This window comes from Aliterella atlantica CENA595 (genome assembly GCF_000952155.1).
Lineage (GTDB): Bacteria > Cyanobacteriota > Cyanobacteriia > Cyanobacteriales > Chroococcidiopsidaceae > Aliterella > Aliterella atlantica.
On sequence record NZ_JYON01000007.1, the window covers coordinates 58,504 to 81,691 of the forward strand.

General features: G+C 43.0%; 28 protein-coding genes. 19 read left to right on the forward strand and 9 right to left on the reverse strand.

What is annotated here, in order from left to right; genetic code table 11:
* Window positions 1-70 precede the first annotated feature (70 nt).
* The 6 genes from atpE to UH38_RS08405 all read left to right on the forward strand — a co-directional run bounded on the left by atpE (window position 71) and on the right by UH38_RS08405 (window position 4,614).
* Window positions 71-316: an ATP synthase F0 subunit C gene (atpE, locus tag UH38_RS08380; protein WP_008233924.1), complete on the forward strand. Its 246-nt coding sequence runs from the start codon at window positions 71-73 to the stop codon at window positions 314-316.
* Window positions 317-465: 149 nt separating this feature from the next.
* A complete protein-coding gene (locus UH38_RS08385; protein ID WP_045054200.1) occupies window positions 466-897 on the forward strand; it encodes a F0F1 ATP synthase subunit B' in 432 nt (143 codons plus the stop codon).
* A 31-nt stretch (window positions 898-928) separates the two neighbouring features.
* Window positions 929-1,483, forward strand: a complete 555-nt coding sequence (locus tag UH38_RS08390; RefSeq protein WP_045054201.1) for a F0F1 ATP synthase subunit B — start codon at window positions 929-931, stop codon at window positions 1,481-1,483.
* Window positions 1,483-2,040, forward strand: coding sequence for an ATP synthase F1 subunit delta (gene atpH / locus UH38_RS08395; protein ID WP_045054202.1), 558 nt, complete (start codon window positions 1,483-1,485; stop codon window positions 2,038-2,040). Before UH38_RS08390 ends, atpH begins: the two co-directional genes overlap by 1 nt.
* Before the next feature lie 40 nt (window positions 2,041-2,080).
* A complete protein-coding gene (gene atpA, locus UH38_RS08400; protein WP_045054203.1) occupies window positions 2,081-3,601 on the forward strand; it encodes a F0F1 ATP synthase subunit alpha in 1,521 nt (506 codons plus the stop codon).
* 65 nt (window positions 3,602-3,666) lie between these two features.
* Window positions 3,667-4,614 (forward strand): F0F1 ATP synthase subunit gamma, encoded by a 948-nt coding sequence (locus tag UH38_RS08405; protein WP_045054204.1) that lies wholly within the window; start codon window positions 3,667-3,669, stop codon window positions 4,612-4,614.
* Window positions 4,615-4,672: 58 nt separating this feature from the next.
* On the opposite strand, the gene UH38_RS08410 is transcribed toward UH38_RS08405, so the two are convergent.
* Window positions 4,673-5,290, reverse strand: a complete 618-nt coding sequence (locus UH38_RS08410) for a tetratricopeptide repeat protein (RefSeq protein WP_045054205.1) — start codon at window positions 5,288-5,290, stop codon at window positions 4,673-4,675.
* Between the two features lie 237 nt (window positions 5,291-5,527).
* Between UH38_RS08410 and UH38_RS08415 the strand changes: the two genes are divergently transcribed.
* Window positions 5,528-5,980 (forward strand): peroxiredoxin, encoded by a 453-nt coding sequence (locus UH38_RS08415; protein WP_045054206.1) that lies wholly within the window; start codon window positions 5,528-5,530, stop codon window positions 5,978-5,980.
* Window positions 5,981-6,095: 115 nt separating this feature from the next.
* Here the strand turns inward: UH38_RS08415 and hpf are convergent, their stop codons facing one another.
* Window positions 6,096-6,746 (reverse strand): ribosome hibernation-promoting factor, HPF/YfiA family, encoded by a 651-nt coding sequence (hpf, locus tag UH38_RS08420; RefSeq protein ID WP_045054207.1) that lies wholly within the window; start codon window positions 6,744-6,746, stop codon window positions 6,096-6,098.
* 579 nt (window positions 6,747-7,325) lie between these two features.
* Here hpf and lipB point away from each other — a divergent pair.
* Window positions 7,326-7,994: a lipoyl(octanoyl) transferase LipB gene (gene lipB, locus UH38_RS08425; protein WP_200892368.1), complete on the forward strand. Its 669-nt coding sequence runs from the start codon at window positions 7,326-7,328 to the stop codon at window positions 7,992-7,994.
* A gap of 12 nt (window positions 7,995-8,006) precedes the next feature.
* Window positions 8,007-8,588, forward strand: coding sequence for a Uma2 family endonuclease (locus UH38_RS08430; RefSeq protein ID WP_045054208.1), 582 nt, complete (start codon window positions 8,007-8,009; stop codon window positions 8,586-8,588).
* Here the strand turns inward: UH38_RS08430 and UH38_RS08435 are convergent.
* Window positions 8,585-9,346: an amino acid ABC transporter ATP-binding protein gene (locus UH38_RS08435; RefSeq protein ID WP_045054209.1), complete on the reverse strand. Its 762-nt coding sequence runs from the start codon at window positions 9,344-9,346 to the stop codon at window positions 8,585-8,587. The two genes, UH38_RS08430 and UH38_RS08435, sit on opposite strands and share 4 nt — an antisense overlap.
* 17 nt (window positions 9,347-9,363) lie before the next feature.
* Here UH38_RS08435 and UH38_RS08440 point away from each other — a divergent pair, with 17 nt between their 5' ends.
* On the forward strand, window positions 9,364-10,917 hold the full coding sequence (locus UH38_RS08440) for an ABC transporter permease subunit (RefSeq protein ID WP_045054210.1): 1,554 nt from the start codon (window positions 9,364-9,366) through the stop codon (window positions 10,915-10,917).
* A gap of 78 nt (window positions 10,918-10,995) precedes the next feature.
* On the opposite strand, the gene UH38_RS25300 is transcribed toward UH38_RS08440, so the two are convergent.
* Together UH38_RS25300 and UH38_RS08450 are read right to left on the reverse strand one after the other, a co-directional pair.
* On the reverse strand, window positions 10,996-11,442 hold the full coding sequence (locus UH38_RS25300) for a pentapeptide repeat-containing protein (protein ID WP_072044898.1): 447 nt from the start codon (window positions 11,440-11,442) through the stop codon (window positions 10,996-10,998).
* 370 nt (window positions 11,443-11,812) lie between these two features.
* Complete coding sequence (locus UH38_RS08450) at window positions 11,813-12,367, reverse strand: thermonuclease family protein (protein WP_045054212.1); 555 nt, start codon at window positions 12,365-12,367, stop codon at window positions 11,813-11,815.
* A 95-nt stretch (window positions 12,368-12,462) separates the two neighbouring features.
* On the opposite strand from UH38_RS08450, the gene UH38_RS08455 reads away from it, so the two are divergent.
* Entirely contained in the window at window positions 12,463-13,224 is a 762-nt protein-coding gene (locus UH38_RS08455) for a ferritin-like domain-containing protein (protein ID WP_045054213.1), read from the forward strand.
* A gap of 118 nt (window positions 13,225-13,342) precedes the next feature.
* On the opposite strand, the gene UH38_RS08460 is transcribed toward UH38_RS08455, so the two are convergent.
* Entirely contained in the window at window positions 13,343-13,672 is a 330-nt protein-coding gene (locus tag UH38_RS08460; RefSeq protein WP_045054214.1) for a hypothetical protein, read from the reverse strand.
* Between the two features lie 89 nt (window positions 13,673-13,761).
* Between UH38_RS08460 and UH38_RS08465 the strand changes: the two genes are divergently transcribed.
* The 4 genes from UH38_RS08465 to UH38_RS08480 all read left to right on the forward strand — a co-directional run bounded on the left by UH38_RS08465 (window position 13,762) and on the right by UH38_RS08480 (window position 16,010).
* A complete protein-coding gene (locus UH38_RS08465) occupies window positions 13,762-14,481 on the forward strand; it encodes a pyridoxine 5'-phosphate synthase (protein ID WP_045054215.1) in 720 nt (239 codons plus the stop codon).
* Window positions 14,482-14,623: 142 nt separating this feature from the next.
* Complete coding sequence (locus UH38_RS08470) at window positions 14,624-14,953, forward strand: MgPME-cyclase complex family protein (protein ID WP_045054216.1); 330 nt, start codon at window positions 14,624-14,626, stop codon at window positions 14,951-14,953.
* Between the two features lie 303 nt (window positions 14,954-15,256).
* Window positions 15,257-15,700 carry a type II toxin-antitoxin system RelE/ParE family toxin gene (locus UH38_RS08475; protein ID WP_045054217.1) on the forward strand — a complete coding sequence of 148 codons (444 nt, stop codon included), beginning with the start codon at window positions 15,257-15,259 and terminating at the stop codon, window positions 15,698-15,700.
* Window positions 15,701-15,716: 16 nt separating this feature from the next.
* Entirely contained in the window at window positions 15,717-16,010 is a 294-nt protein-coding gene (locus tag UH38_RS08480; protein ID WP_326938688.1) for a helix-turn-helix domain-containing protein, read from the forward strand.
* 29 nt (window positions 16,011-16,039) lie between these two features.
* On the opposite strand, the gene UH38_RS08485 is transcribed toward UH38_RS08480, so the two are convergent.
* From UH38_RS08485 to folD, 3 genes are all read right to left on the reverse strand, one after another.
* The gene (locus UH38_RS08485) at window positions 16,040-16,495 is read right to left on the reverse strand and encodes a divergent PAP2 family protein (protein WP_045054219.1); all 456 of its coding nucleotides are present in this window, start codon (window positions 16,493-16,495) and stop codon (window positions 16,040-16,042) included.
* Between the two features lie 59 nt (window positions 16,496-16,554).
* A complete protein-coding gene (crtE, locus tag UH38_RS08490) occupies window positions 16,555-17,481 on the reverse strand; it encodes a geranylgeranyl diphosphate synthase CrtE (protein WP_045054220.1) in 927 nt (308 codons plus the stop codon).
* A gap of 76 nt (window positions 17,482-17,557) precedes the next feature.
* Window positions 17,558-18,442, reverse strand: a complete 885-nt coding sequence (folD, locus tag UH38_RS08495; RefSeq protein WP_045054221.1) for a bifunctional methylenetetrahydrofolate dehydrogenase/methenyltetrahydrofolate cyclohydrolase FolD — start codon at window positions 18,440-18,442, stop codon at window positions 17,558-17,560.
* Window positions 18,443-18,645: 203 nt separating this feature from the next.
* Between folD and UH38_RS08500 the strand changes: the two genes are divergently transcribed.
* The 4 genes from UH38_RS08500 (at window position 18,646) to mutS (ending at window position 23,171) form a co-directional block, all read left to right on the forward strand.
* Window positions 18,646-19,050 (forward strand): hypothetical protein, encoded by a 405-nt coding sequence (locus UH38_RS08500; protein ID WP_045054222.1) that lies wholly within the window; start codon window positions 18,646-18,648, stop codon window positions 19,048-19,050.
* Between the two features lie 119 nt (window positions 19,051-19,169).
* On the forward strand, window positions 19,170-19,607 hold the full coding sequence (locus UH38_RS08505; protein WP_045054223.1) for an NUDIX hydrolase: 438 nt from the start codon (window positions 19,170-19,172) through the stop codon (window positions 19,605-19,607).
* Window positions 19,608-20,471 carry an aminotransferase class IV gene (locus UH38_RS08510; RefSeq protein ID WP_045054224.1) on the forward strand — a complete coding sequence of 288 codons (864 nt, stop codon included), beginning with the start codon at window positions 19,608-19,610 and terminating at the stop codon, window positions 20,469-20,471.
* Between the two features lie 84 nt (window positions 20,472-20,555).
* Window positions 20,556-23,171: a DNA mismatch repair protein MutS gene (mutS, locus tag UH38_RS08515; RefSeq protein WP_072044899.1), complete on the forward strand. Its 2,616-nt coding sequence runs from the start codon at window positions 20,556-20,558 to the stop codon at window positions 23,169-23,171.
* Window positions 23,172-23,188 lie beyond the last annotated feature (17 nt).

The following is a 23,188-nucleotide window of genomic DNA, read 5'->3' on the forward strand; positions in this document are numbered from 1 at the left end:
GCGCGAACAAAGCGCATTTAGTCAACAGTTCATTAGTTTTAGTTTTGTACTTTAGGTAAGGAAAATCATCATGGATCCATTAGTTTCTGCTGCTTCAGTTCTCGCTGCTGCTCTCGCAATCGGTTTAGCTGCAATTGGTCCTGGTATTGGACAAGGAAACGCAGCAGGGCAAGCTGTTGAAGGTATTGCTCGTCAACCTGAAGCAGAAGGAAAAATTCGCGGTACTTTACTGTTAACCTTGGCGTTCATGGAATCTCTTACCATTTACGGTCTAGTAATTGCCCTAGTATTGCTATTTGCTAACCCCTTTTCCTAAAAGTTGGAGTTGGCTTAGAGGCGCGAAACATCGCGTCTCTAAAATTGGAGGATTTAGCCCTATTTAACTATGGGGTTTTTACGAATTTATTCAAGGTTGGATGATGTCGCTGGCAATTAATCCTAGGTATCTAGCCACAGAGGGAAGAAATGTTTGACTTTGACGCTACTTTGCCCTTAATGGCATTACAGTTTTTACTACTAGCTGCTCTATTGAATGTAATTTTCTATAAGCCACTGTCTAAAGTGCTAGACGAGCGCAGTAACTATATTCGCAATAATAAACTTGAGTCTAAGGAACGCTTGGCGAAAACCGAGCAGTTGGCAAATCAATACAAGCAACAGCTAACAGAAGCTCGCAAGCAAGCACAATCGACGATTGCAGCGGCGCAAGCTGAAGCTCAAAAAATTGCCGACCAGAAAATTGCTGAAGCGCAAAGAGAAGCTCAAAGTCAAAGAGAAGCAGCCCAGCGCGAAATAGACCAGCAAAAGCAAGAAGCGATGCAATCTTTGGAGCAACAGGTAGATTCCCTCAGTCGGCAGATTATAGACAAGCTATTAGAGCCTGCTTTACTCAAATAAAACAATTAAATCGAGCATAGGGCAGTTGTAAATGGGTATGATGGGAATTTTTTTACTGGCTGCAGAAGCGAGTGCAGCCCACGCAGAAGCGTCAGAAGGTGGTTTTGGTCTAAATTTTGACATTTTAGAAACCAATCTAATCAACTTAGCACTGCTAATTGGCGTATTAGTTTTCTTTGGGCGGAAAGTTTTAACAAAGACGTTGAACGATCGCCGCATCAGCATTGAAGCAGCAATTACAGAGGCAGAAAAAAGCGCTAACGAAGCAGCATCAGCACTAGCTGACGCGCAAGAAAAGCTAACTCAATCGCAAGCAGAAGCGCAAAAGATTCGCAAAAATGCTGAAGAAAACGCGCAATCAGCGAAAGAAGCAATTTTGGCACGAGCGGCGCAAGATGTCGAGCAAATGAGAGCAACAGCAGCGCAAGATTTGGACAGCGAAAGAAATAGAGCGATCGCCCAATTACGGCAGCAAGTAGTAGCCAAAGCGCTAGAAAAGGTAGAATCACAGCTACAAACTCAAGTAGATGGCTCTGCTCAACAAAAATTAGTAGATCGCAGCATAGCGCTCTTGGGGGGTAGGTAATGGCGGGTAGCAGCACAATTAGTTCTCAGGTAGTAGAGCCTTACGCGCAGGCATTGATGTCAACAGCGAAAGCGAATAATTTGAGCGATCGCATTGGTGAAGATGTTCGATCTTTGCTCGACTTACTCAAAAATTCCGAGCAATTACAGAATTTTCTTGCCAATCCTTTTGTCAAAGATGCCGACAAAAAGGGCGTACTCGAACGCATAGCTGGTGACGTTCATCCTTATTTCCGTAACTTCTTGCTGATTTTGGTAGATCGGCGGCGGATCTTGCTATTAGAAGGAATTTGCCAGCAATATCTCAATTTACTGCGGCAGTTGAATCAAACAGTTCTAGCTGAAGTAACATCGACAGTCGAACTAACTGAGCAACAACAACAAGCAGTAAAAGATAAAGTTGTAGCAATGACCAACGCTAGAGAAGTCGAGCTAGATATGAAGATCGACAAAGATTTGATTGGTGGTGTAATTATCAAAGTTGGCTCTCAGGTCATTGATGCTAGTTTAAGAGGTCAACTGCGCCGCCTAGCTTTGCGCTTAACAAGTGCAACTTAAGTTTACAGCCTGGAAAATTTCTCACACCTAAGAAAAAAACATGAGCATCAGTATTAGACCCGACGAAATTAGCAACATTATTCAGCAGCAAATCGAGCAGTACGACCAAGGCGTTAAAGTCGCTAACGTTGGTACTGTATTGCAAGTAGGGGACGGTATTGCCCGCATCTATGGCTTAGAAAAAGCTATGGCAGGCGAACTATTAGAATTTGAAGACGGCTCAATTGGCATCGCCCAGAACTTAGAAGAAGACAACGTGGGCGCGGTGTTGATGAGTGAAGGACGCGATATTCAAGAAGGTAGTTCAGTTACAGCGACGGGAAAAATCGCTCAAATTCCTGTAGGGGATGCGATGATCGGCAGAGTTGTAGATGCACTTGCTCGTCCTTTGGATGGTAAAGGCGATATCCAAACTAGCGAAACCCGCTTGATTGAATCTCCAGCACCAGGGATTATTGCGCGTCGCTCGGTGTACGAACCAATGCAGACAGGGATTACCGCGATTGATGCGATGATTCCAGTTGGTAGAGGACAAAGAGAATTAATTATTGGCGATCGCCAAACAGGTAAAACTTCTATTGCTGTTGATACGATCATCAACCAAAAAGGCGAAGATGTAGTTTGCGTTTATGTAGCGATCGGACAAAAAGCATCTACTGTAGCTAACGTAGTTAACGTGCTGCAAGAAAAAGGCGCGATGGATTACACCATTGTAGTTGCAGCTAACGCTAACGATCCGGCAACATTGCAATACTTGGCTCCATATACAGGGGCGAGTTTAGCCGAATACTTCATGTATAAAGGCAAAGCTACTCTAGTTATCTACGATGACTTGTCTAAGCAAGCTCAAGCTTATCGCCAAATGTCTTTGTTACTGCGTCGTCCACCAGGACGGGAAGCTTACCCTGGAGATGTATTCTACATCCACTCTCGCTTGCTAGAGCGTGCCGCTAAATTGAGTACAGAACTCGGTGAAGGTAGCATGACAGCATTGCCAATTATCGAAACCCAAGCAGGCGACGTATCGGCATACATTCCTACCAACGTAATTTCGATTACTGACGGACAAATCTTCTTATCTTCCAACTTGTTCAACTCTGGTTTGCGTCCTGCTGTTAACCCTGGTATTTCGGTATCTAGGGTAGGTTCAGCCGCTCAAACTAAAGCAATGAAGCAAGTAGCTGGAAAAATTAAGCTAGAACTCGCTCAGTACGACGATTTGGCTGCATTTGCTCAATTTGCTTCAGACTTAGACCAAGCAACGCAAAATCAGCTAGCACGCGGTAGACGCTTGCAAGAATTGCTCAAGCAGCCGCAATACTCACCGCTACCAGTAAACGAGCAAGTAGCGATTCTATACGCTGGTATCAACGGCTATTTAGATGATATCCCTGTAGAAAAAGTTGCTGGCTACACGCAAGGATTGCGCGAATACTTGAGAAATAGCAAGCCTCAGTACGGCGAACTAATCCGTAATGAGAAGAAACTAGGCGATGAAGCGGAAAAAATCTTGAAAGAAGCGCTCGTCGAGTACAAGCAAACCTTCATGGCAACTGCATAAGGATGTTGGCAAAGAGCTATTAGTTTGATTGCTAGTAGCTCTTGGCGATTAGAGGCAATAAAAATATGGCTAATCTCAAAGCAATTCGCGATCGCATCAATTCAGTTAAAAATACTAAAAAAATCACCGAAGCAATGCGCTTGGTAGCGGCAGCTAAAGTCCGCCGAGCGCAAGAACAGGTGATTGCAACTCGTCCTTTTGCCGATCGCTTGGCACAAGTATTGTACGGTTTGCAAACACGGCTTAAGTTTGAAGAAGCAAATTTACCTTTGTTTAGACAGCGCCAAGTCGGAACTGTCGGTTTGTTGGTTATTTCAGGCGATCGCGGTTTGTGCGGTGGTTACAACAGTAACGTCATCCGCCGCGCCGAAAATCGCGCTAAGGAACTCAAAGCTGAAGGACGCGACTACAAGTTTATCTTGGTTGGACGCAAAGCAACTCAATACTTCCAACGCCGCGATCAACCGATTGAAGGTACTTACACTGGTTTAGAGCAAATCCCAACTGCGGCTGAAGCTTCTAATATTGCTGACGAACTTTTATCTCTATTTCTATCTGAGAGTGTAGATAGAATCGAGCTAGTTTACACCAAGTTTGTCTCGCTGATTAGTTCTCGCCCAGTAGTCCAAACTCTATTACCATTAGATCCGCAAGGTTTGGAGGCAGCCGATGACGAAATCTTTAGACTGACAACTCGTGGCGGCGAATTTGAAGTAGAAAGACAGAAAGTTACTACTCAAGCTCGTCCTTTCCCCCGCGATATGTTGTTCGAGCAAGATCCAGTCCAAATTCTCGATGCTTTGTTACCCTTGTACTTGAATAACCAGCTATTACGAGCATTGCAAGAATCAGCCGCTAGCGAACTAGCAGCACGGATGACAGCGATGAACAACGCTAGCGACAATGCTAAAGAACTAATTGGTAATTTGTCTTTGTCTTACAACAAAGCTCGTCAAGCCGCAATTACTCAAGAAATCCTTGAGGTTGTTGGTGGTGCAGAAGCATTAGGCTAAAAACTCACATTAATGCTTGTTTGTCAAGAGTGCTGGAATTTTCTAGCACTCTTTATTTTTAGCGCGATCGCAATTGCTGGAGAATTTGTTCTACTTGCTGTGCGCCTTCTGTTCTATTTTGGTTTGTATATAAGTGTTTGGCTGTTTGCAAAGAGGCGATCGCATCTTGCATTCTGCCTTGACTCCAAAATGCTACACCTAAGTTTTGATGGGATGTTGGTTCTTGGGGATTGATTTGAATTGCAGTATTAAAGGCGCTTACAGCTTCTTTGAAGTTGCCTTGACTACCTAATGCGATGCCTAAATTATTATAAGTTTCGATATTTTGGGGATTGATAGCGAGGGCTTTTTTAAATGCAGCGGCGGCTTCGGCAAATTTATTTTGGCTACCTAAAGCTAGCCCTAAGTTATTGTGGGCATTTTCAAAGCTAGGATAAATTTTAATTGCTTGATGGAAAGCGGCGATCGCTTGCTTGTATTTTCCCTCTTCGGCTAAATCTACACCGCGATCGTTAAACGCTTGTGCTTCTTGGAGTTTTTTGGTAGCAGGTTGGGTTGTGTTAGTTGCAGGCGATGTCTCAACAGCAAAACTAGGTTGAATGGCAACAGCTAGAATGCTAGCTAATCCGATTGTAGTAAGTTGAAGTCCTGTTTTGAAGAATTGAGGCTTATTCATTGCTCTACCCTGCTTGAGGTACTTTGATGAAAATTCTCTACTATAATGCCCAATATCGATCTATTTTTAACTTATATTCTGCTTTCTATCTAGGATAACAACTAGATAATTTAAAGATTCTGCTTATCTACCTAGTCACCAGTTTAACAAGGATTGAATTAGCCATTGGTCGCTGGTCTCTGTTTACTGGTCACTACTATTCGCGCTAGCATTACAAAAGTTAATATTTAAATACTTATGGCAGTCAAAGTTGGAGATACAGCGCCAGATTTTACTCTTGTTTCGCAATCAGGTGCAACAGTTAGTTTGGGGGATTTTCGCGGTAAAAAGTCAGTTGTACTTTACTTTTATCCTAAAGATGATACGCCAGGGTGTACTAAGGAGTCTTGCGAGTTTCGCGATCGCTATGATGTATTTACAACTGCTGGTGCGGAAGTTATCGGCGTAAGTGCTGATTCTCCAGAATCACACCAGAAATTTGCAGCTAAATATCAACTACCTTTTACTTTGTTAAGCGATACTGGCAATCAAGTACGCAAGCTTTACGGCGTACCGTCTACTTTGGGATTGCTACCAGGGCGCGTAACTTACGTGATAGATACCGAAGGAGTGGTGCAGCATATTTTCAACTCCCAGTTTAATTTCAAAGGACACATTGAAGAATCCTTAAAAACTCTGCAAGCGGCTTGAAATGGGCTATGGGTACAGGGGAGGTAGAGAAAATCATTTAATTACGTTTCCCTATCTCCCTATTTGCTAGACTTTGCACTTGTACGTAGCTGGTAGACGTAGCAGTGCTACGTCTCTACTTGCTGACTTGGGATTTTTCTTTTGTTTTTGTGGTACTGGCGGCTTTGCCGTTTTGGTGGTTGGTATGTCCGTTGTTACGGGGTTGAATGACTCCGTAGCCGCCATGATTGCGTTCGTAGATAACATTGATTTCACCTGTTTCGGCGTTGCAGAACATATAAAAATCGTGATCTACTAGCTGTAACTGCTCTAGTGCTTCGGTAATTGTCATCGGCGGCATGGCAAAATACTTAGTGCGGACTACTTCAGTTGGTAATTGTGGAGTGCGATCGCCAATTAAATCTGGTACTAATGGCGTTTGCAATTCTGCCTCTACTTCTGGTACTGGTGCGGAGTGGGTTTTCTTGTTGTAGCGTTTTTCTTTGTACTTACGCAACTGACGGGCAATTTTATCGGCTACTAAATCTATGCTTGCATACAAGTTCTCGCTACTTTCCTCTGCACGAATTACGCTCCCGTTGGCATAAATTGTCACTTCTGCGGCTTGCTTGCTGTTGATGCGCGGATTGCGGGCTACTGATAAATGTACGTCTACTTCTGTTGTTAAGCCTTGAAAGTGATTTACTGCCTTTTCTATTTTCTGATGGACGTACTCGCGAATTGCATCTGTAATTTCAATATTTTTGCCGTGAATGACAAGCTTCATATTTTATTCTCCGCTAAGTTGCCTGTGCAAATTTGGATTTATTTCAAAGGCAAAGCTATGTGAAAATTGCTACTAATTCCAACTTCCACTCGTCTATATGGTGCGATGCCTGTATGTGCTTTTCTAGCACGAGATGACAATTTAAATAACTTGCTAGTGTTACCACGCACAACAAAGCTTAAAATTACACTTTTAGCTACTAAAATCTACCAGCTTACATCATCTGGAAATCGCAGCGATCTTCCTGTATCCGGTGCAATAAAGTAGCAATCGAGGTATGTAGCTTTTAATCGCGATCGGGCTTGGTTCAGGCACTTGATTAACTGTATAGATGTTAATACTTTGCATTCAACCCCCGTTGTTTAAGTGCGCGGTTAGGTTAGAAAAAGCTTCCTCCCTGCCTATTTGAGGTCATATATTCACACTACCACTTTGTATTCTGTAAAACAGTTATGTTTGCCCTCTCTTTAAAATATTTTGCATCTGTTGACAATTCTTGATTTTATCGCCACGATTTAAACTCAAATTTAATGACAATTACGCTTGATTTTTATAGCGATCGCGAGTAATAAACCTTTGATTAACACTCTACCTCAGCAACAACACCGCTGCTGTTACTTATACAACCAAGGCTTAGTATCATATTGCGATGCTTGGAATTGGCAAAAGTCACTGTTGCAAGCGCGTGTCTATAACTCTATTTTGCATGATGTCTTAATCTTGCTAGAACATCCGCCAGTTTATACTCTAGGACAAGGTGCTAGCTTGGATTTTCTTAAATTTGAGCTTGACAAAAATGATTTTGAGGTGTATAGAGTAGAGCGGGGTGGTGAAGTAACCTATCATTGTCCTGGTCAGTTGGTAGGCTATCCGATTTTGAATTTGAAATATTACCGTCAAGACTTGCACTGGTATTTGAGACAGCTAGAAGAAGTGCTGATAAAGGTTTTGGCAGTTTATGGGTTGAAAGGCGATCGCCTTGCTGGCTTAACAGGCGTTTGGATAGACGGAATCAAGGTAGGTGCGATCGGCATTAAAGTTAGTCGTTGGGTGACTATGCACGGCTTTGCTTTGAATGTATGTCCCGATCTATCTGGATTTGAAAAAATTGTGCCTTGCGGGATTGCTGATAAGTCGGTAGGGAGTATGGCGCAATGGATTCCAGATATTCAGTTAGACGAGGTACGCTTGCAAGTAGCCAAGGCTTTTGCTGAGGTATTCGGGGTTGAATTTATCCCGCAATCTTAAGGAGTTAAACCAATGCTGGAACAACTAAAAACTAGCGATCGGGATGCAATTATTACTCTATACGATATTTCCTGGGAGAAATTTGAGGCGATCGCATCTTTGCTGGAAGAAACAAAAGTACGTTTGACTTATTTAGACGGAACGCTAGATATAATGACACCCTCGCCAGAACACGAACAATCGAAAGGTAGTGTAGGTTTACTATTAGAAACTTACCTACGTCATATAGGAAGACGTTTTTACAGAACAGGTGGATATACTCTAGGTAGTCGTGAGGAAGGCGCTAGAGGAGAACCTGACGAGTCTTATAACCTGGATGCGATTAAGCCTATACCAGATATTGCTATTGAAGTAGTTATTGCTAGTGGCGGTGTCAATAATTTAGAAAAATACAGGCGTTGGGGTATCCCTGAAGTTTGGTTTTATCAAAAGCAGCGAGTGTGTATTTTTCACCTACACGCTGGTAAATACGAACAGGTAGATAGAAGTGAGTTTCTACCCGAACTAGATATAGATTCATTTACTCGCTTTCTCAATATGCCCGATCAATATGATGCAACGATCGCATTTACCCAATCTTTGCAGCAAAATTAAGCATTACTGGTAACTTGTGTATTGAGGCGACTGAGGAATGTTCGCAAGCGATCGCTTTCAGGATTAGTAAGAATTTCGCGGGCGTTTCCTTGTTCTTCTATTTTGCCTTTGTTTAAAAAGATAGCTCGATTGGCGACTTCACGAGCAAATTGCATTTCGTGAGTTACTACTACCATTGTCATGCCGTCGGCTGCTAGTTGTTGCATTACTTGCAATACTTCGCCTACAAGTTCTGGATCGAGGGCGCTGGTAGGTTCGTCAAAGAGCATAATTTGCGGGTTCATGCATAAGCTGCGGGCGATCGCAACTCGCTGTTTTTGTCCACCTGACAGTTGTTCTGGATAGGCTGATGCTTTGTCAAATAAGCCTACTTTGTCTAAATACGTTCCGGCTAGTTGGGCGCTTTCTTTCTGGGTTTTACCTAATACTTGGCGCGGTGCTAGGGTGAGGTTTTCTAGTACGCTCAGATGGGGAAATAAGTTAAATTGCTGGAATACCATGCCTACTTGCGTTCGCAGTTGGCGCAGTTGTTTGTAGTTCAGGTTAGGGCGTGATAAGTCTATATTATTAACTGTTAGGCTGCCACCGTTGATGGCTTCTAGGCGGTTGAAGCAGCGTAATAGGGTGCTTTTACCGCAACCTGACGAACCGATGATTGCTGTTACTTCTCCTTTGTCTATTTCGCCTGTTACTCCTTGGAGGACTTTTAGGGAACCGAAGCTTTTTTCTAGGTTTTGAAAGGCGATCGCTTTTTCCATAATTTTTAGAGTTATATATGTTTTTTACGAACCGCAGAGGCGCAGAGGGCGCAGAGAGAAAGAGAGTTTGGGGTTGGGTGCGATTTGGTTTTGTTTGGTTGGTTTGTTTGACGATCGCTGGTTGTAGTTTTAATTCTAGTTCTAGTGCTGGCGATCGCACTCTTACTATTGCTGTAGAAGGTACTTATCCTCCTTTTGAGTTTTTGTCACCATCAGGGGAGTTGCAGGGTTTTGATGTGGATTTGATGAATGCAATTGGTAAGGAGGCTGGTTTTAAGATTACATACCAAAATCTGCCTTTTGCTGGGATGATTCCGGCTTTGCAAGCTAGAACTATTGATGCTGCTGTGGCGGCGATGACGATTACTGAAGAACGGGCTAAGACTGTTTCTTTTTCTCGTCCTTATTTTAAGTCGGGTTTGGCGATCGCAACTCGTGCTAATAATCGGGATATTACGAGTTTTGATAGTTTAAAAAATAAGCGGATTGCGGTGCAAATTGGCACTACTGGGGCGGAAAAGGCGGCGGCTGTTCCAGGGGCGGAAGTAAGAAGTTTTGATGATGCACCGACGGCGATTCGCGAGTTAATTAATGGTAATGTGGATGCGTTGCTGCACGATCAGCCTGTAATTTTGTATGCGCTTACTTCTGGGGACGTGCAGGGTGTGAAGGTAGTTGGCAATTTGCTGACAGAAGAGTATTTTGGCTTTCCTACTCCTAAAAATTCGCCTAATTTAGCGCCGATCGATCGCGGATTGACGAGGCTGCTAGAAAATGGTGTTTACGCACAAACTTACCAAAAGTGGTTTGGTGCTGAACCTCTACCTTTACCCGATCGCTTGCCTTTTCAAAATCAATCTGCTAGTGGTGTTTCAGCTTTATTTACTACTATTAGTACGATCGCAACTGCATTACCTTTGTTATTACGCGGTGCTTTAGTAACGCTGCAACTTACGGCTTTATCTGTGATTTTGGGCTTGGTGGGTGGTTCTTTGTTAGGGATTGTTCGCCTTTCTAAGATTTTACCTGTTCGTTGGGCTGCTAGGGCTTACATAGATTTTTTCCGAGGTACGCCTTTGCTGGTGCAGATTTTCATGATTTATTTTGGCATTCCAGCGATCGCTCAAGAACTTGGTTTAGGTTTCAGTTTTAATCGTTGGACTGCTGCTGTAATTGCTTTAAGTCTTAATAGTGCGGCTTATATTGCTGAAATTGTCCGCGCTGGGATTCAATCTATTGAGTTAGGACAATCTGAGGCGGCTGAGTCTTTGGGTTTGAGTTCTACCCAAACTATGCGTTATATTATCTTCCCCCAAGCTTTCCGCCGGATGCTCCCGCCTTTGGGTAATGAGTTTATTAGTATGCTTAAAGATACTAGCTTGGTGGCTGTAATTGGCTTTGAGGAGTTGTTTCGCAACGGGCAGTTGATTGTTGCCGGAAATTATCGCTCTTTTGAAATCTATGCTGCTGTTGCTGTAATTTACCTGTGCTTGACTTTGCTTTCTTCTCAAGCTTTTAGTCGTCTGGAAAACTGGTTCAATCCTGTAAGTAGAAATCTCAAAAAAACTTAAGTATTACTATTAACTCATTTGGTAATGGTATATGTCTTTTGCTTTTATTTAGAAGTAGCTGAGCTAGCTGAAATAAGTTTAAACATCATCAGTGCGAATACTACCGTCGGGCATGATAGTTTCATAAATGAGGCATTCTTTGAAGGGTCGAAAAAATTCCCTAGCCCCAGTAAAATCGGCATAGGCGAGGTTGCATCTTCTAAAACTGGTTTCAACAAGATCGGTGTTTTTAAAGATAGCAGATCTAAGATCGACATCGTTAAAGACAACTTGTCCGAACGTAGCATAGGTAAAATTAGCCCCTGGCATATAGCAATCGGCAAAACCCCCTTCATACATACGGACATAAAGGAATTTACTAAAACTCAAGTCACATCCGCTAAACCCACTGGAATCGAAGTAGGAGTTGGAAAAGTCGGCTTGATGGTAGATAATTTCTATATCGACTTCATCCCGCCAGTTAGCACCTCGACAATTCCTACCAGTCTTATCTCGTTCTCCCCCAGCGTACTTTTTGCTGGGCATTTAATACTTTTGTAAAAAGTCTATTTTAGCTTAACTAAACTGTTCAGCATTATTGTCTGAATTACTGCCTGATAAATCTTTGCTAACTTCTCTTGTCGTGAGTAACACTCTCTTGCCTAATTATTTGAATTAGTTAAAATATCACCTAATTGTTACTCAATTTATGAAGTTATAAGTTATAAAAATAGTTATTAAGGCTCTTGCTTTTGTACCTTGACTTGTGATAAATTTACTTTATAATAGAAATCTGTGCTTAAATCCTATTGAAAGTTATATTTCCATTATTTAATTATACTGTCAAGCCCCAATTTTGTATAGTAGTTAGAAAGCCAAAAATAAAATTTTTTCCAGAGAGTTTAATAAATTTTATTTAGCTTTTGCGACTGCGATATGCCCAAGGTTCGACAAATTTGGGGTCGCTCCAAATGCCTAAACGACGATTTTTAGCTTCTGTTTCAGCTTGTTCTACTACCGTTGCACTAGGACAATTTTTGAGATAGGGACGGTAAACTAAAGCCAAACCTTCACGGGCTAAGACTTCTTGAATTAAAGTGCGATCGCTTAAACGGACTTCACTAATTTTACGCCCATAGCGGTCAGTATCAGTTACAGTTAAAGTTACGCGATCGCCTTTTTGCTTGAGCAACTGTTCGACGCGCATTTGAGCTTGATTTCCCCATTTAAACTGGTCTTTATCTACAGCTTTTTTACTTAGCTTCTCAGCCTTGGTATGGGCAATTTCGGGAGCATCCACGCAGGCAAAACGGACTTTAACATTAGTTCCCGTAGCATCTACAACAGTTAGAGTATCGCCATCGCTGACACGCTCAACAGAGTATTGATTTGCCCTAGATTGAGGATTGCAGGCAAATAAGCCAAAAGCAACGAAAACTGTAAGTAACCCTAAAAATAACCTGCCAAGCATCGCTTTATCTACACAAACCTAGTGGTGCAATTTTAGCAGGCGATCGCTAGCATAGGTGATGTGGACTCCTTACACAAGCATAAACTTACACTTACATGAGCTTATCTACTCACGTTTTGCATCTACTTGGTTCTAGCGGCGTGGCATATTTCTTAGCAAAATCAATCCGCGACCCTTTAACACGCCCTAATACTCTAGCAGGGTTTCAACTCGCTGAATCTGGTGCTGTACCGATGCTAGAAACACTCAGCGCACGGGCAAAAGCCGAGGGCGATACTTGGTTAGCCGAAAAACTAACTAAACACGCCGCTGATGAAAACAGACACGGACAAATCTTTGCTCACGCCTTGAAGCAATTAAATAAACAAGTCATTGACTTTAAAAATCAGCCAAAAAAACCAGAGAAGACAACTAAAGAGCGTCAGCGCAGCCCATTTTTTGATGCTTTCTTTGAGGGTTATACTTCCGAGCAACTCAAACCAGATGTAATCGACTGGAATGTATTTATTGCTAGTACCTATATTTTAGAGTTGGATGCCAGTAAGGATTTTGCACGGATGGCGAAAGTTCTCCCAGAGGACGAGCAAACTAGCCGCAATCTCAAGAAAAGCTTACTTAGTATTGCTAACGATGAAACAGGTCATGCAGCATACCTGTATGAAGCGCTGAAGCGACGAATGAGCGCTGCGGATGCGGATAAGCTTATAGCCGACTGGCGCACGCGCAAGGTAAATGCAATGTTTGCGATGATTGGCGGTTTGTTAAAGCCAGATAACAAGCAACCGACGTTAGTTCAAGAGGGCGTTCCGCCTGAGATGTTGGAGGAGCAAGCTAATTCTGACTTAGCTGTTGCCTAATTTTGGAGACAAGGAGGACAAGGGGGACAAGGAAGAACATTAGAGAGTTGAATCTAATATTAGCAAGCTCATCTCCCCCTGCCTCCCCTGCTCCCCCTGCTCCCCCCGCTCCCCCTGCCTAAGATTGTCTCTCTGTCTGCGGTTGCGCCTGGCTGGGTGTCGGTTGGAGTTTGTCAAACGCATCGCGTGGTGTTGCTTGACGGAATGCTCCGCAGTAGTGCATGGTCATTACTGCTTTAAATGCCCAATGATCCCTTGGTACATCGCTAAATGGTAAGGGTAGGGTTTCTGCACGATTTTCGACACAAGCGTTTAATACTTGGTTGTCTGGTGCAGTGGTGGGAGTTTGATTTGTGGGAGTAGATGGTGCTGTTTCTTGCGCTTTTACTGGTGCAATTAAGCTAGTGGCTGCAAGGATAGTGGCTGTTGCTAAAAGTTTCAGGTTCATAGAACAAATGTATTAGAGCCTATTATTTATTTTGTAGCGCACGAGACGCTATCGTAAAATGCGATCGCACCTAAAAGGAGAAATAAAAATTGCTGACTTTGGGAGTAAATATCGATCATATTGCAACAATCAGACAAGCGCGGCGGACGGTAGAACCTGACCCTGTGGCGGCGGCGGTGTTGGCAGAATTAGGCGGTGCTGATGGAATTACGGTGCATTTGCGCGAAGATAGGCGACACATTCAAGATAGGGATGTCCGCTTACTGCGGCAAACTGTGCGATCGCATCTTAATCTAGAAATGGCTGCTACTGATGAGATGGTAGCTATAGCTTTGGATATTAAACCTGATTACGTTACTTTAGTGCCGGAGAAACGGGAAGAAGTAACGACCGAAGGCGGATTAGATATAGTCGGTCAAAGCGATCGCATTGGTGAAATAGTAGGTAAATTACAATCTGCTGATATTCCCGTTAGTTTATTTATTGATGCCGACCATGCACAAATTGATGCATCTGTCAAGGTAAAGGCTAAATTTATTGAATTGCATACTGGACAGTATGCGGAAGCGAAAAATGAAGCTAGCCGTAAAAAGGAATTAGAAATATTAGCTCAAGGTTGCAAGCAAGCAATAGAAGCAGGTTTGAGAGTTAATGCAGGTCACGGCTTAACTTATTGGAACGTTTACCCTGTTGCTTGTATTCCAGGGATGGAAGAACTAAATATCGGTCATACAATTATTAGTCGTGCTGCTTTAGTAGGGATGGAAAGAGCGGTAAGAGAAATGAAACAGGCAATGCGTATTCAGTGACCAGTGACCAGTGTTGCACTTATTCTTGAGTAAGAGCCTAAATATCTGATAAGCGATCGCTAATTTGAATATAATACGTTTGCAACCCGCTTAACTGCGGGTTTTGCTTGTCAGGTAAAAATTTAAGGAAATAATTTAAAAAATGACAACTTACTACTACGTTTTAGCCAGCGAACACTTTTTGTTAGAAGAAGAACCTACAGACGAAGTATTAAAAGAACGTACTCGTCACTACCACGAAAACGAGAAAGAAATCGATTTTTGGTTAGTCAAGCAGCCAGCATTTTTAGCAGCGCCAGAAATGGCAGAAATTAAAGCTAAATGTCCTCAACCAGCAGCAGCAATTATCTCTACCAATCCTGAATTTATTACTTGGCTGAAACTGCGCCTAGAATACGTACTAACAGGAGAATTTACTGCTCCTTCCAATACTATCCCCGCTCCCCTAGCATCGCTAGCCTCAGTTGTCTGATAATTTATTTTTCACCTGCATATAAAATTAAGGACATCCTCTAGACAGAGACGCGCACCTAAGCTAGCTCCAAGACTTAATAGATTAGAAGTATTTGGGTAGTTTCCCAACTTAGTATGCCTACATAGTAGACTTCTTGCGAAAGCCTATATGTGTAGCAATTTGTTCAAAAATTTAGTAGTCCGCGCAGGCGGACTTTGTTTGTGTAGTCACGAATTCCATTCGCCATATACTTTTGCTAGAGGTTCAATATACTCTTGAAGGCATATGTCTTATAATGCATAATAAGGGTTAGCAATATTGATGCAATGGGTCGTCGAGTTTTATGAAGATTTTAAAGCAGAGTTTGAAGAGTTAGACACAAAAGTACAAGACGAGTTACTTGCCATAGCTATTCGTTTGGAGGAGCGTGGACCCCTTTTAGGAAGACCAGCAGTTGATACGCTTAAGGGTTCGTCTTACCCAAACATGAAAGAATTGCGCTTTGATGCTGCTGCTGGAACTTGGCGCGTGGCGTTTGCTTTTGACCCAAGACGACGAGCAATTTTACTGGTTGCAGGTGACAAATCAGGGATAAGTCAAGACTTTTTTTATGAGCAACTGATAAGAAAAGCAGATAAGCGATTTAAACATCATTTACTAGATTTAGAGAAAGAAGCGTGCAATGAGAACAACTCTGAAGGAAATGCTAGAAAGTCTACCAGCAGAACGAGTCCAAAGAATACAGGCAAGAGCAAAAGAGCTTGAAGCTGAAGAAAAAGCAATGTCATTAAGTGAACTGAGAAAATCGCTTTCTTTTACTCAAGAAGATATTGCTAATATCCTCGAAGTTGGTCAAGCAAGCATCTCGCGAACTGAAAAACGAAAAGACCAATTAGTATCAACAATACGAGAGTATGTGGGAGCAATGGGAGGCGAACTAAAGCTTGTAGTCGACTTTCCAGACCGTCCATCTATCAAGTTGGCTGATATAGAAATTGTTGACAAGCATAAGGGTGAACTTATTAAAAAAAGCAAGCAAAAGCGTAGCAAATCAAAACCACCTACTTGCGTTTAATCCATCCCTTGTAAGAACGGATTTGAATTTTAATAAGCGGGTGCAGCCAGCCAAGAAATAGTAATACCAAGCGCCGAACCAACAATTACTTGAAAAGGCGTGTGTCCGAGTAATTCTTTAAGCTTATCTTCGTTAAATTCGTGGTCTTTGCTAAATAATTCATCAATCATTTGATTGAGAATGCGGGCTTGCTTACCTGCGGCTTGACGCACGCCAGCAGCATCGTACATTACAATAATGGCAAAAATAGTTGCGATCGCAAATTCAGGACTTGCCCAACCGGATGTTTGTCCTACACCAGTAGCTAAAGAAGTAACTAATGCAGAATGGGAACTAGGCATTCCGCCAGTAGTAGTCAGAACGCGGACATTCAATTTACGATTTTTGGCTACGTCAACAATTAGCTTGATAGCTTGAGCAATAAGACAAGCGATCGCAGCAATAAATAGTACGCTGTTATTTAGAATGTCGCCAAAGTCCTGCATAGTATTTCATTGAGAGAATAAAGGGTCGAGAAAATTTATAGATATTTGACTTTTGGCGGTTAGTGAGTGCGGCTAGTGATATAGTGAGCGATCGCAATTAGCGGTGTAGCTTTGTCTCCAAATGGCTCTAACTGTGAGATTGCTGAGGAAATTAATTGTTGAGCTTGATTTTTTGATTCTTCTATCCCCCACAAACTAGGATAGGTAACTTTCTGCGCCTGCAAATCTTTTCCGGCTGTTTTGCCTAGTTCTTCTTGGGTAGCAGTGATATCCAAAATGTCGTCAATAATTTGAAACGCCAAACCGATATTTTGAGCATAGCGAGATAAACGCTGTAAGTCTTCTGCTGACGTTCCTGCCAAAATACCTCCACAAACTACACAAGCTTCTAACAAAGCCGCAGTTTTATGGTTGTGAATAAAGTTTAAAGTCTCTATCGACACATCTGTTTTTGCCTCTGATTCGAGGTCAACTACTTGACCCCCAACTAATCCTGCTGCACCTACTGCTTTTCCTAGCCTGGCAATTACCTGTAAAACTCGTTCGGCAGGTACATTTTTCGTATTAGCGGCAACAAATTCAAAAGCATAAGCGAGCAAGCCATCGCCAGCTAATATGGCAATATCATCACCATAAACTTTGTGATTGGTAAGTTTACCTCGGCGATAATCGTCATTATCCATTGCTGGCAAATCGTCGTGGATTAATGACATAGTATGGATCATTTCCAGCGCACAAGCTGTAGGCAAAGATGTTTCTGTGTTACCGCCTGCCATTTGGCAAGTAGCGAGACAAAGAATCGGACGCAGGCGCTTACCTCCAGCTAACAGCGAGTAGCGCATTGCTTCGTATATTTTCTCTGGGTAAATAACAGGAATCGCACGGTCTAAAGCTGCTTCTACAATAGTTTGTTGCTCTTGTAGATAGGCTGATAGGTTAAACGGGGCTTGTCCTGAATTCATTTGCAGATTATCCGTTGCTACCATCCGTTGATTCCTTATATCGCTGCTGTGATACCCGTAACAATTTTACGGGCTTTGGGGAATTTTGCAGTACAAAATTTTAGACACTTATGCCATGAAGCTGACAATAGCTGTTAAAAGTATTTTGCAGCAACATAGCTACAGTCATCGGTCCTACACCACCAGGAACCGGAGTAATCAATTGCGCCACTTTCTGCACCGAGTCAAAGTCAACATCGCCAACCAAACGACTTTTACCATTAGCATCCGTAACCCGACTGATACCAACATCGACAACAACAGCCCCAGGTTTCACCATTGCAGCAGTAATTAAACCAGGGCGACCAACAGCAGGGATGAGGATATCACCTTGCTTGGTAATAGATTGGAGGTCGTGAGATTTAGAGTGAGCGATCGCTACTGTAGCATCTGCCTCTAATAGCATCAATGCCAAAGGCTTGCCTACTAAAATACTCCGACCTACAACTACTGCTTGTTTGCCTTTGAGGTCAACTTGATATTCTTGCAATAGGCGCATAACCCCAGCAGGCGTACAACTACGCAAACCTGGTTCTTGGCGCACCAGTCGCCCCAAACTTAGAGGATGCAATCCATCAGCATCTTTATTTGGTTCAATTTGGTGTAGCAAAGCAACCGAATCTAAGTGTTCGGGTAAAGGTAACTGAACTAAAATACCGTCTACTCGTTCATCTTGATTGAGGGCGTGAATTACTTGTTCTAGTTCTAGTTGGCTTGTATCAGCCGGAAAATGCTGCCCAAAAGATGCAATCCCCACATTAGCACACGCTCGTTCTTTATTACGCACGTAGGCGGCGCTAGCAGGATTATCGCCGACCATGACCACCGCTAAACCCGGCGAACGTCCGATTTGCGGGCTGAGAGCTTCTATTTGCGCTTTTAGCTGACTTTGGATACGTTCGGCTAAAGCTTTGCCATCAAGTAAGTTATTAGTTGTTGTACTCATTAAGATTACACAAAGATTTCTAACAAAAACTATTTAATCAATTAGCATTTTTTTAAGTGCAGCAAAAGTATTTTGCCCTTTTTTTAGCTTTGGCATTTACTTTGAGGGTGTGTTAGCAATTTAGAACCATTGACTAGGAACCGACTTAATTAAAGTTGCGATCGCACCTATTGAGTGTGTAAATATATTTGTAGCAAAAGGCAATGAGGCAATTTACAGCAAAATCTCTAATATTTTTTAATCTTTTACTCGTTGGTGGATTAAGTGGCTGTGCGAGTTTGGCACAAGCTACCAATGGGATTAATTTTGGGCTGGGAAATAACATTACTAATATTAGCGATGCTAAATCGTCTCAACAGCAAGGTATAGTTAATCTCCAAGGACAAGTAACTGATATTGTGCCGTTAATGGAACCTTGGCAAGCGTATCAACTGCAAGATGCCAGCGGTACAGTTTGGGTAATAACAAGTCAAGCAGGCTTAAGCAAAGCAGATAGAGTATTAATTAAAGGTAATTTGCGCTACCAAAGTATTCCTTTAGACAGACAAGAACTTGGAGACTTTTATATAGAGGAACAAGAAAGAACAAAACAGACCCCAGCATCTTAACAGTGACCAGTGACCAGTTAATCCCCATCAATGAACCCTTGGGGATTTAATCACGAAAATATTTTGTTTTTAACCATTAATAAATTAAGGGACTTCTACCAAAATAAATTTGGTAAATTATGAGCAATTCAGTCCACGTAGCGATCGCTATCCTCTATCAAAATAACCAATTTCTGCTGCAACTGCGCGACAATATCCCCAACATAGTCCATCCAGGACATTGGGGATTATTTGGCGGACATCTAGAACCTGGCGAAAACCCAGATATCGCCTTGCAAAGAGAATTGTTAGAAGAAATCGGCTATATACCACTAAACTTATTAAAATTTGGATGTTACCCTGATGCTCAAGCAGTTCGTCACGTTTATCACGCACCGCTAACGGTAGAACTAAATCAGCTAGTTTTACATGAAGGTTGGGACATGGATTTAGCAACAATTGAGCAGATAAAACAGGGTAGTCGCCATTCGCAAAAAGCTGAAGGCGTATATCCATTAGTGCCTACTGTGCAAAAGATTTTGTTAGATTTTCAAAAGTCAAAACTATCTGAAAATTAAATGACATTCGTTCCTGCCGCGATCGCCTGGCATAATGGTAAACTCGTCGAACGCGAACAAGCTGCCCCATCCATAGCCAGCCACTCCCTCCATTTAGGCGTAGGCGTATTTGATGGCATCATGGCTTACTGGAACCAAGACCATTATTACATCCACCGCTTAGAAGCACATTTAGACCGTTTGCGTCATGGTGCTACGCAGATGGGCTTAGAGTTTTCCTGGTCAAACGCAGAGCTAAATTCTGGCTTATTAGCTCTTTTAGAAGCAATACCGCCTAAAAATTACTATATTAGACCAATAATTTACCGTAGCGGTGCATATCTAAACTTTAACGATACCATGCCCGTAGATGCAACCATCTTAGCAGTAACTATTGCCCGCGACGTAACTACACCTTTGCACTGTCACATCTCCAAATACGAGCGAGTTTCTGGTAGTGCGATTCCCGTAACCTGGAAAATATGCGGAACTTACGTAAATAGTTACCTCAGCCGTCGCGCCGCAGAAAAAGACGGTTTCAACGATGCTATCATGCTTGATTCAAAAGGTCTGATTACAGAAGCAAGCGCCGCCAATATCTTCTTCTTACAACAAGACAAACTCATCACACCAGCACTAAACCCCAACATCTTCCCAGGAATTACCCGCAGTACACTAATAGATATAGCTCAAGACTCAAACATCGAAGTAATCGAACGCAACATCAAACCAGCAGAACTAGAAAACTTTGATGCAGCATTCCTAGCTGCAACAATGATGGAAATCAAGCCAATAGCAAGCATCGATAACATTGAGTATAGATCGAGCGATCGCCCACTATTCAATCAACTACTCCACCAATTTCGCCAAATCACCCACCAATAGTTACACTCTCCTTTGCCTTGGCGGTTTGTTAACCAAAGCCTTGCGGTAAATTCAAATAATCAAGCCAACTGTATATTTCGATCCATGAACGTTCCGCCCTCTGCATCCTCACCAGACTTCAACCAAGGCAAGCCGCAACTGCATAACGCTGACTATCGGCAGCTAGACATCAAAAAACTTAGCCCGATGATGCAGCATTACGTCGAAATCAAAGAGCAGTATAGTCACGCACTGCTACTGTATCGAGTAGGCGACTTTTACGAAGTATTTTTTCAAGACGCTTGCACAGTATCCGAACAACTAGAACTCGTCTTAACTAGCATTCAAGCAGGCAAAGAAATCGGGCGAGTACCAATGTCAGGAGTTCCTCACCACGCCATAGACCGCTACTGCGCCCTACTCGTAGAAAAAGGGTACGCCATAGCCATTTGCGACCAAGTAGAAGATGCAGCCACCGCAGCAGCCCAAAATCGGCAAGTGAAGCGAGAAGTAACAAGGGTACTAACTCCTGGAACTTTACTCGACGAAGGAATGCTCAACGCCCGTCGCAACAACTTTTTAGCGGCTGTCGTTATCGCTGGCGAACATTGGGGTTTAGCTTACGCCGACATTTCCACCGGAGAATTTCTCACTACCCAAGCAAGCAGCCTAGAGCAGCTAACCCAAGAATTAATGCGCTTGCAGCCATCTGAAGTATTATACCCCACAAATGTCCCAGATTTAGGTAGTTTATTGCGACCTGGAGAGAAATCCGAGCATTTACCAAGCTGCTTGCCTACTGCCTTTTGCTATGCTTTGCGATCGCAAACACCCTTTACCCACGCTGAAGCTAGACAGAGGCTCTTACAGCGCTTCAAAATGCGTAGTTTAGAAGGACTAGGCTGCGAACACCTGCCGCTTGCTGTCCGCGCCGCTGGCGGCTTATTGGAATATTTAGAAGCTACGCAAAAAGAAAACCCCGTCGCCCTGCAATTATTACGCAGCTATACAATTAGCGATTACTTGATTGTCGATAGCCAAAGCCGCCGCAATCTAGAAATTATGCAAACTGTCCGCGATGGTACTTTACACGGTTCATTGCTATGGGCGTTAGATCGTACTTGTACGGCAATGGGCGGTAGAGCTTTGCGAAGGTGGTTTTTGCAACCTTTACTAGATATTAAGGGTATTCGGGCAAGACAAGAGACTATTGCTGAATTAGTCGAAGATACTGCCCTGCGGCACGATTTACGGCAACTATTAAGGCAAATATACGATTTAGAAAGGCTGACAGGGCGGGCTGGTTCCGGTAGTGCTAACGCGCGCGATTTAGTTGCTTTGGCAGATTCATTGCTGCGATTGCCGGAAATTGCCAGGTTAGTTGAAAATGCGCGATCGCCTTATCTTAAAGCATTGCAGAAAGTACCGCCAATTTTAGAGCAACTCGGACATCAAATTCACGCCCATTTAGTTGAGTCTCCACCACTTTATCTAACTGAAGGCGGCTTAATTCGCAGTGGTATCAACGAGCAATTAGACAATCTGCGTCATGCTGTAGAACAAGACCAGCTATGGATTGCTAACTTGGAAGTAGAGGAAAAAGCAAGAACTGGTATTCCTACTCTTAAAGTTGGTTTTAATAAGACTTTTGGCTATTACCTTAGTATTTCTCGCTCTAAAGCTGACCAAGTTCCTAGCGACTACATCCGCAAGCAAACGCTGACGAATGAAGAACGTTACATTACGCCAGATTTGAAGGAGAAAGAGGCGCGGATTTTAACAGCGCGGGATGACCTAAATCGGCTGGAATATGAGGTGTTTTCCCAGTTAAGGATAGATGTAGGGTTGCAAGCTGAGGTAATTCGCAACGTATCTCGTGCTGTGGCTGCGGCTGATGTATTATGCGGGCTAGCTGAGGTAGCTGTGTATCAAGGTTATTGTCGTCCTGAAATGGTTGAGGGACGGGAAATTGAAATTGTCGATGGTCGTCATCCGGTAGTAGAACAGTCTTTACCTGCTGGATTTTTTGTACCTAACTCTACTTGGTTAGGATGGGATAACGCGAACCATGAAAACGACGAGATAAAGCCAGATTTAATTGTGTTGACTGGTCCTAATGCTAGTGGCAAAAGTTGCTATTTGCGCCAGGTAGGATTGATTCAGTTAATGGCTCAGGTAGGGAGCTTTGTTCCGGCTAGGATGGCGAAACTGGGAGTGTGCGATCGCATTTTTACTCGCGTTGGGGCTGTGGACGACCTGGCTACTGGTCAGTCTACTTTTATGGTGGAGATGAATGAGACTGCAAATATTCTCAATCATGCTACTGTTCGCTCTTTGGTGTTGTTAGATGAGATTGGGCGCGGAACTGCTACTTTTGACGGGCTGTCGATTGCTTGGGCGGTAGCTGAGTATTTGGCGGGGGAAATTGGGGCGCGAACTATTTTTGCTACTCACTATCATGAGTTGAATGAGTTGGCTTCGCTGTTGCCGAATGTGGCTAATTATCAAGTGACGGTTAAGGAGCTAACCGACCAAATTATCTTTTTGCATCAAGTTCGTCCTGGTGGAGCGGATCGTTCTTATGGCATTGAGGCGGGACGGTTGGCGGGTTTGCCTGGAGTGGTAATTGCTAGAGCCAAGCAGGTGATGGGGCAGATCGAACAACATAGTAAAATTGCGATCGGCTTGCGTGCGGGTATTAGTACAAAGTCAAAAGCCTAAAATTAGGGGTATCAGCT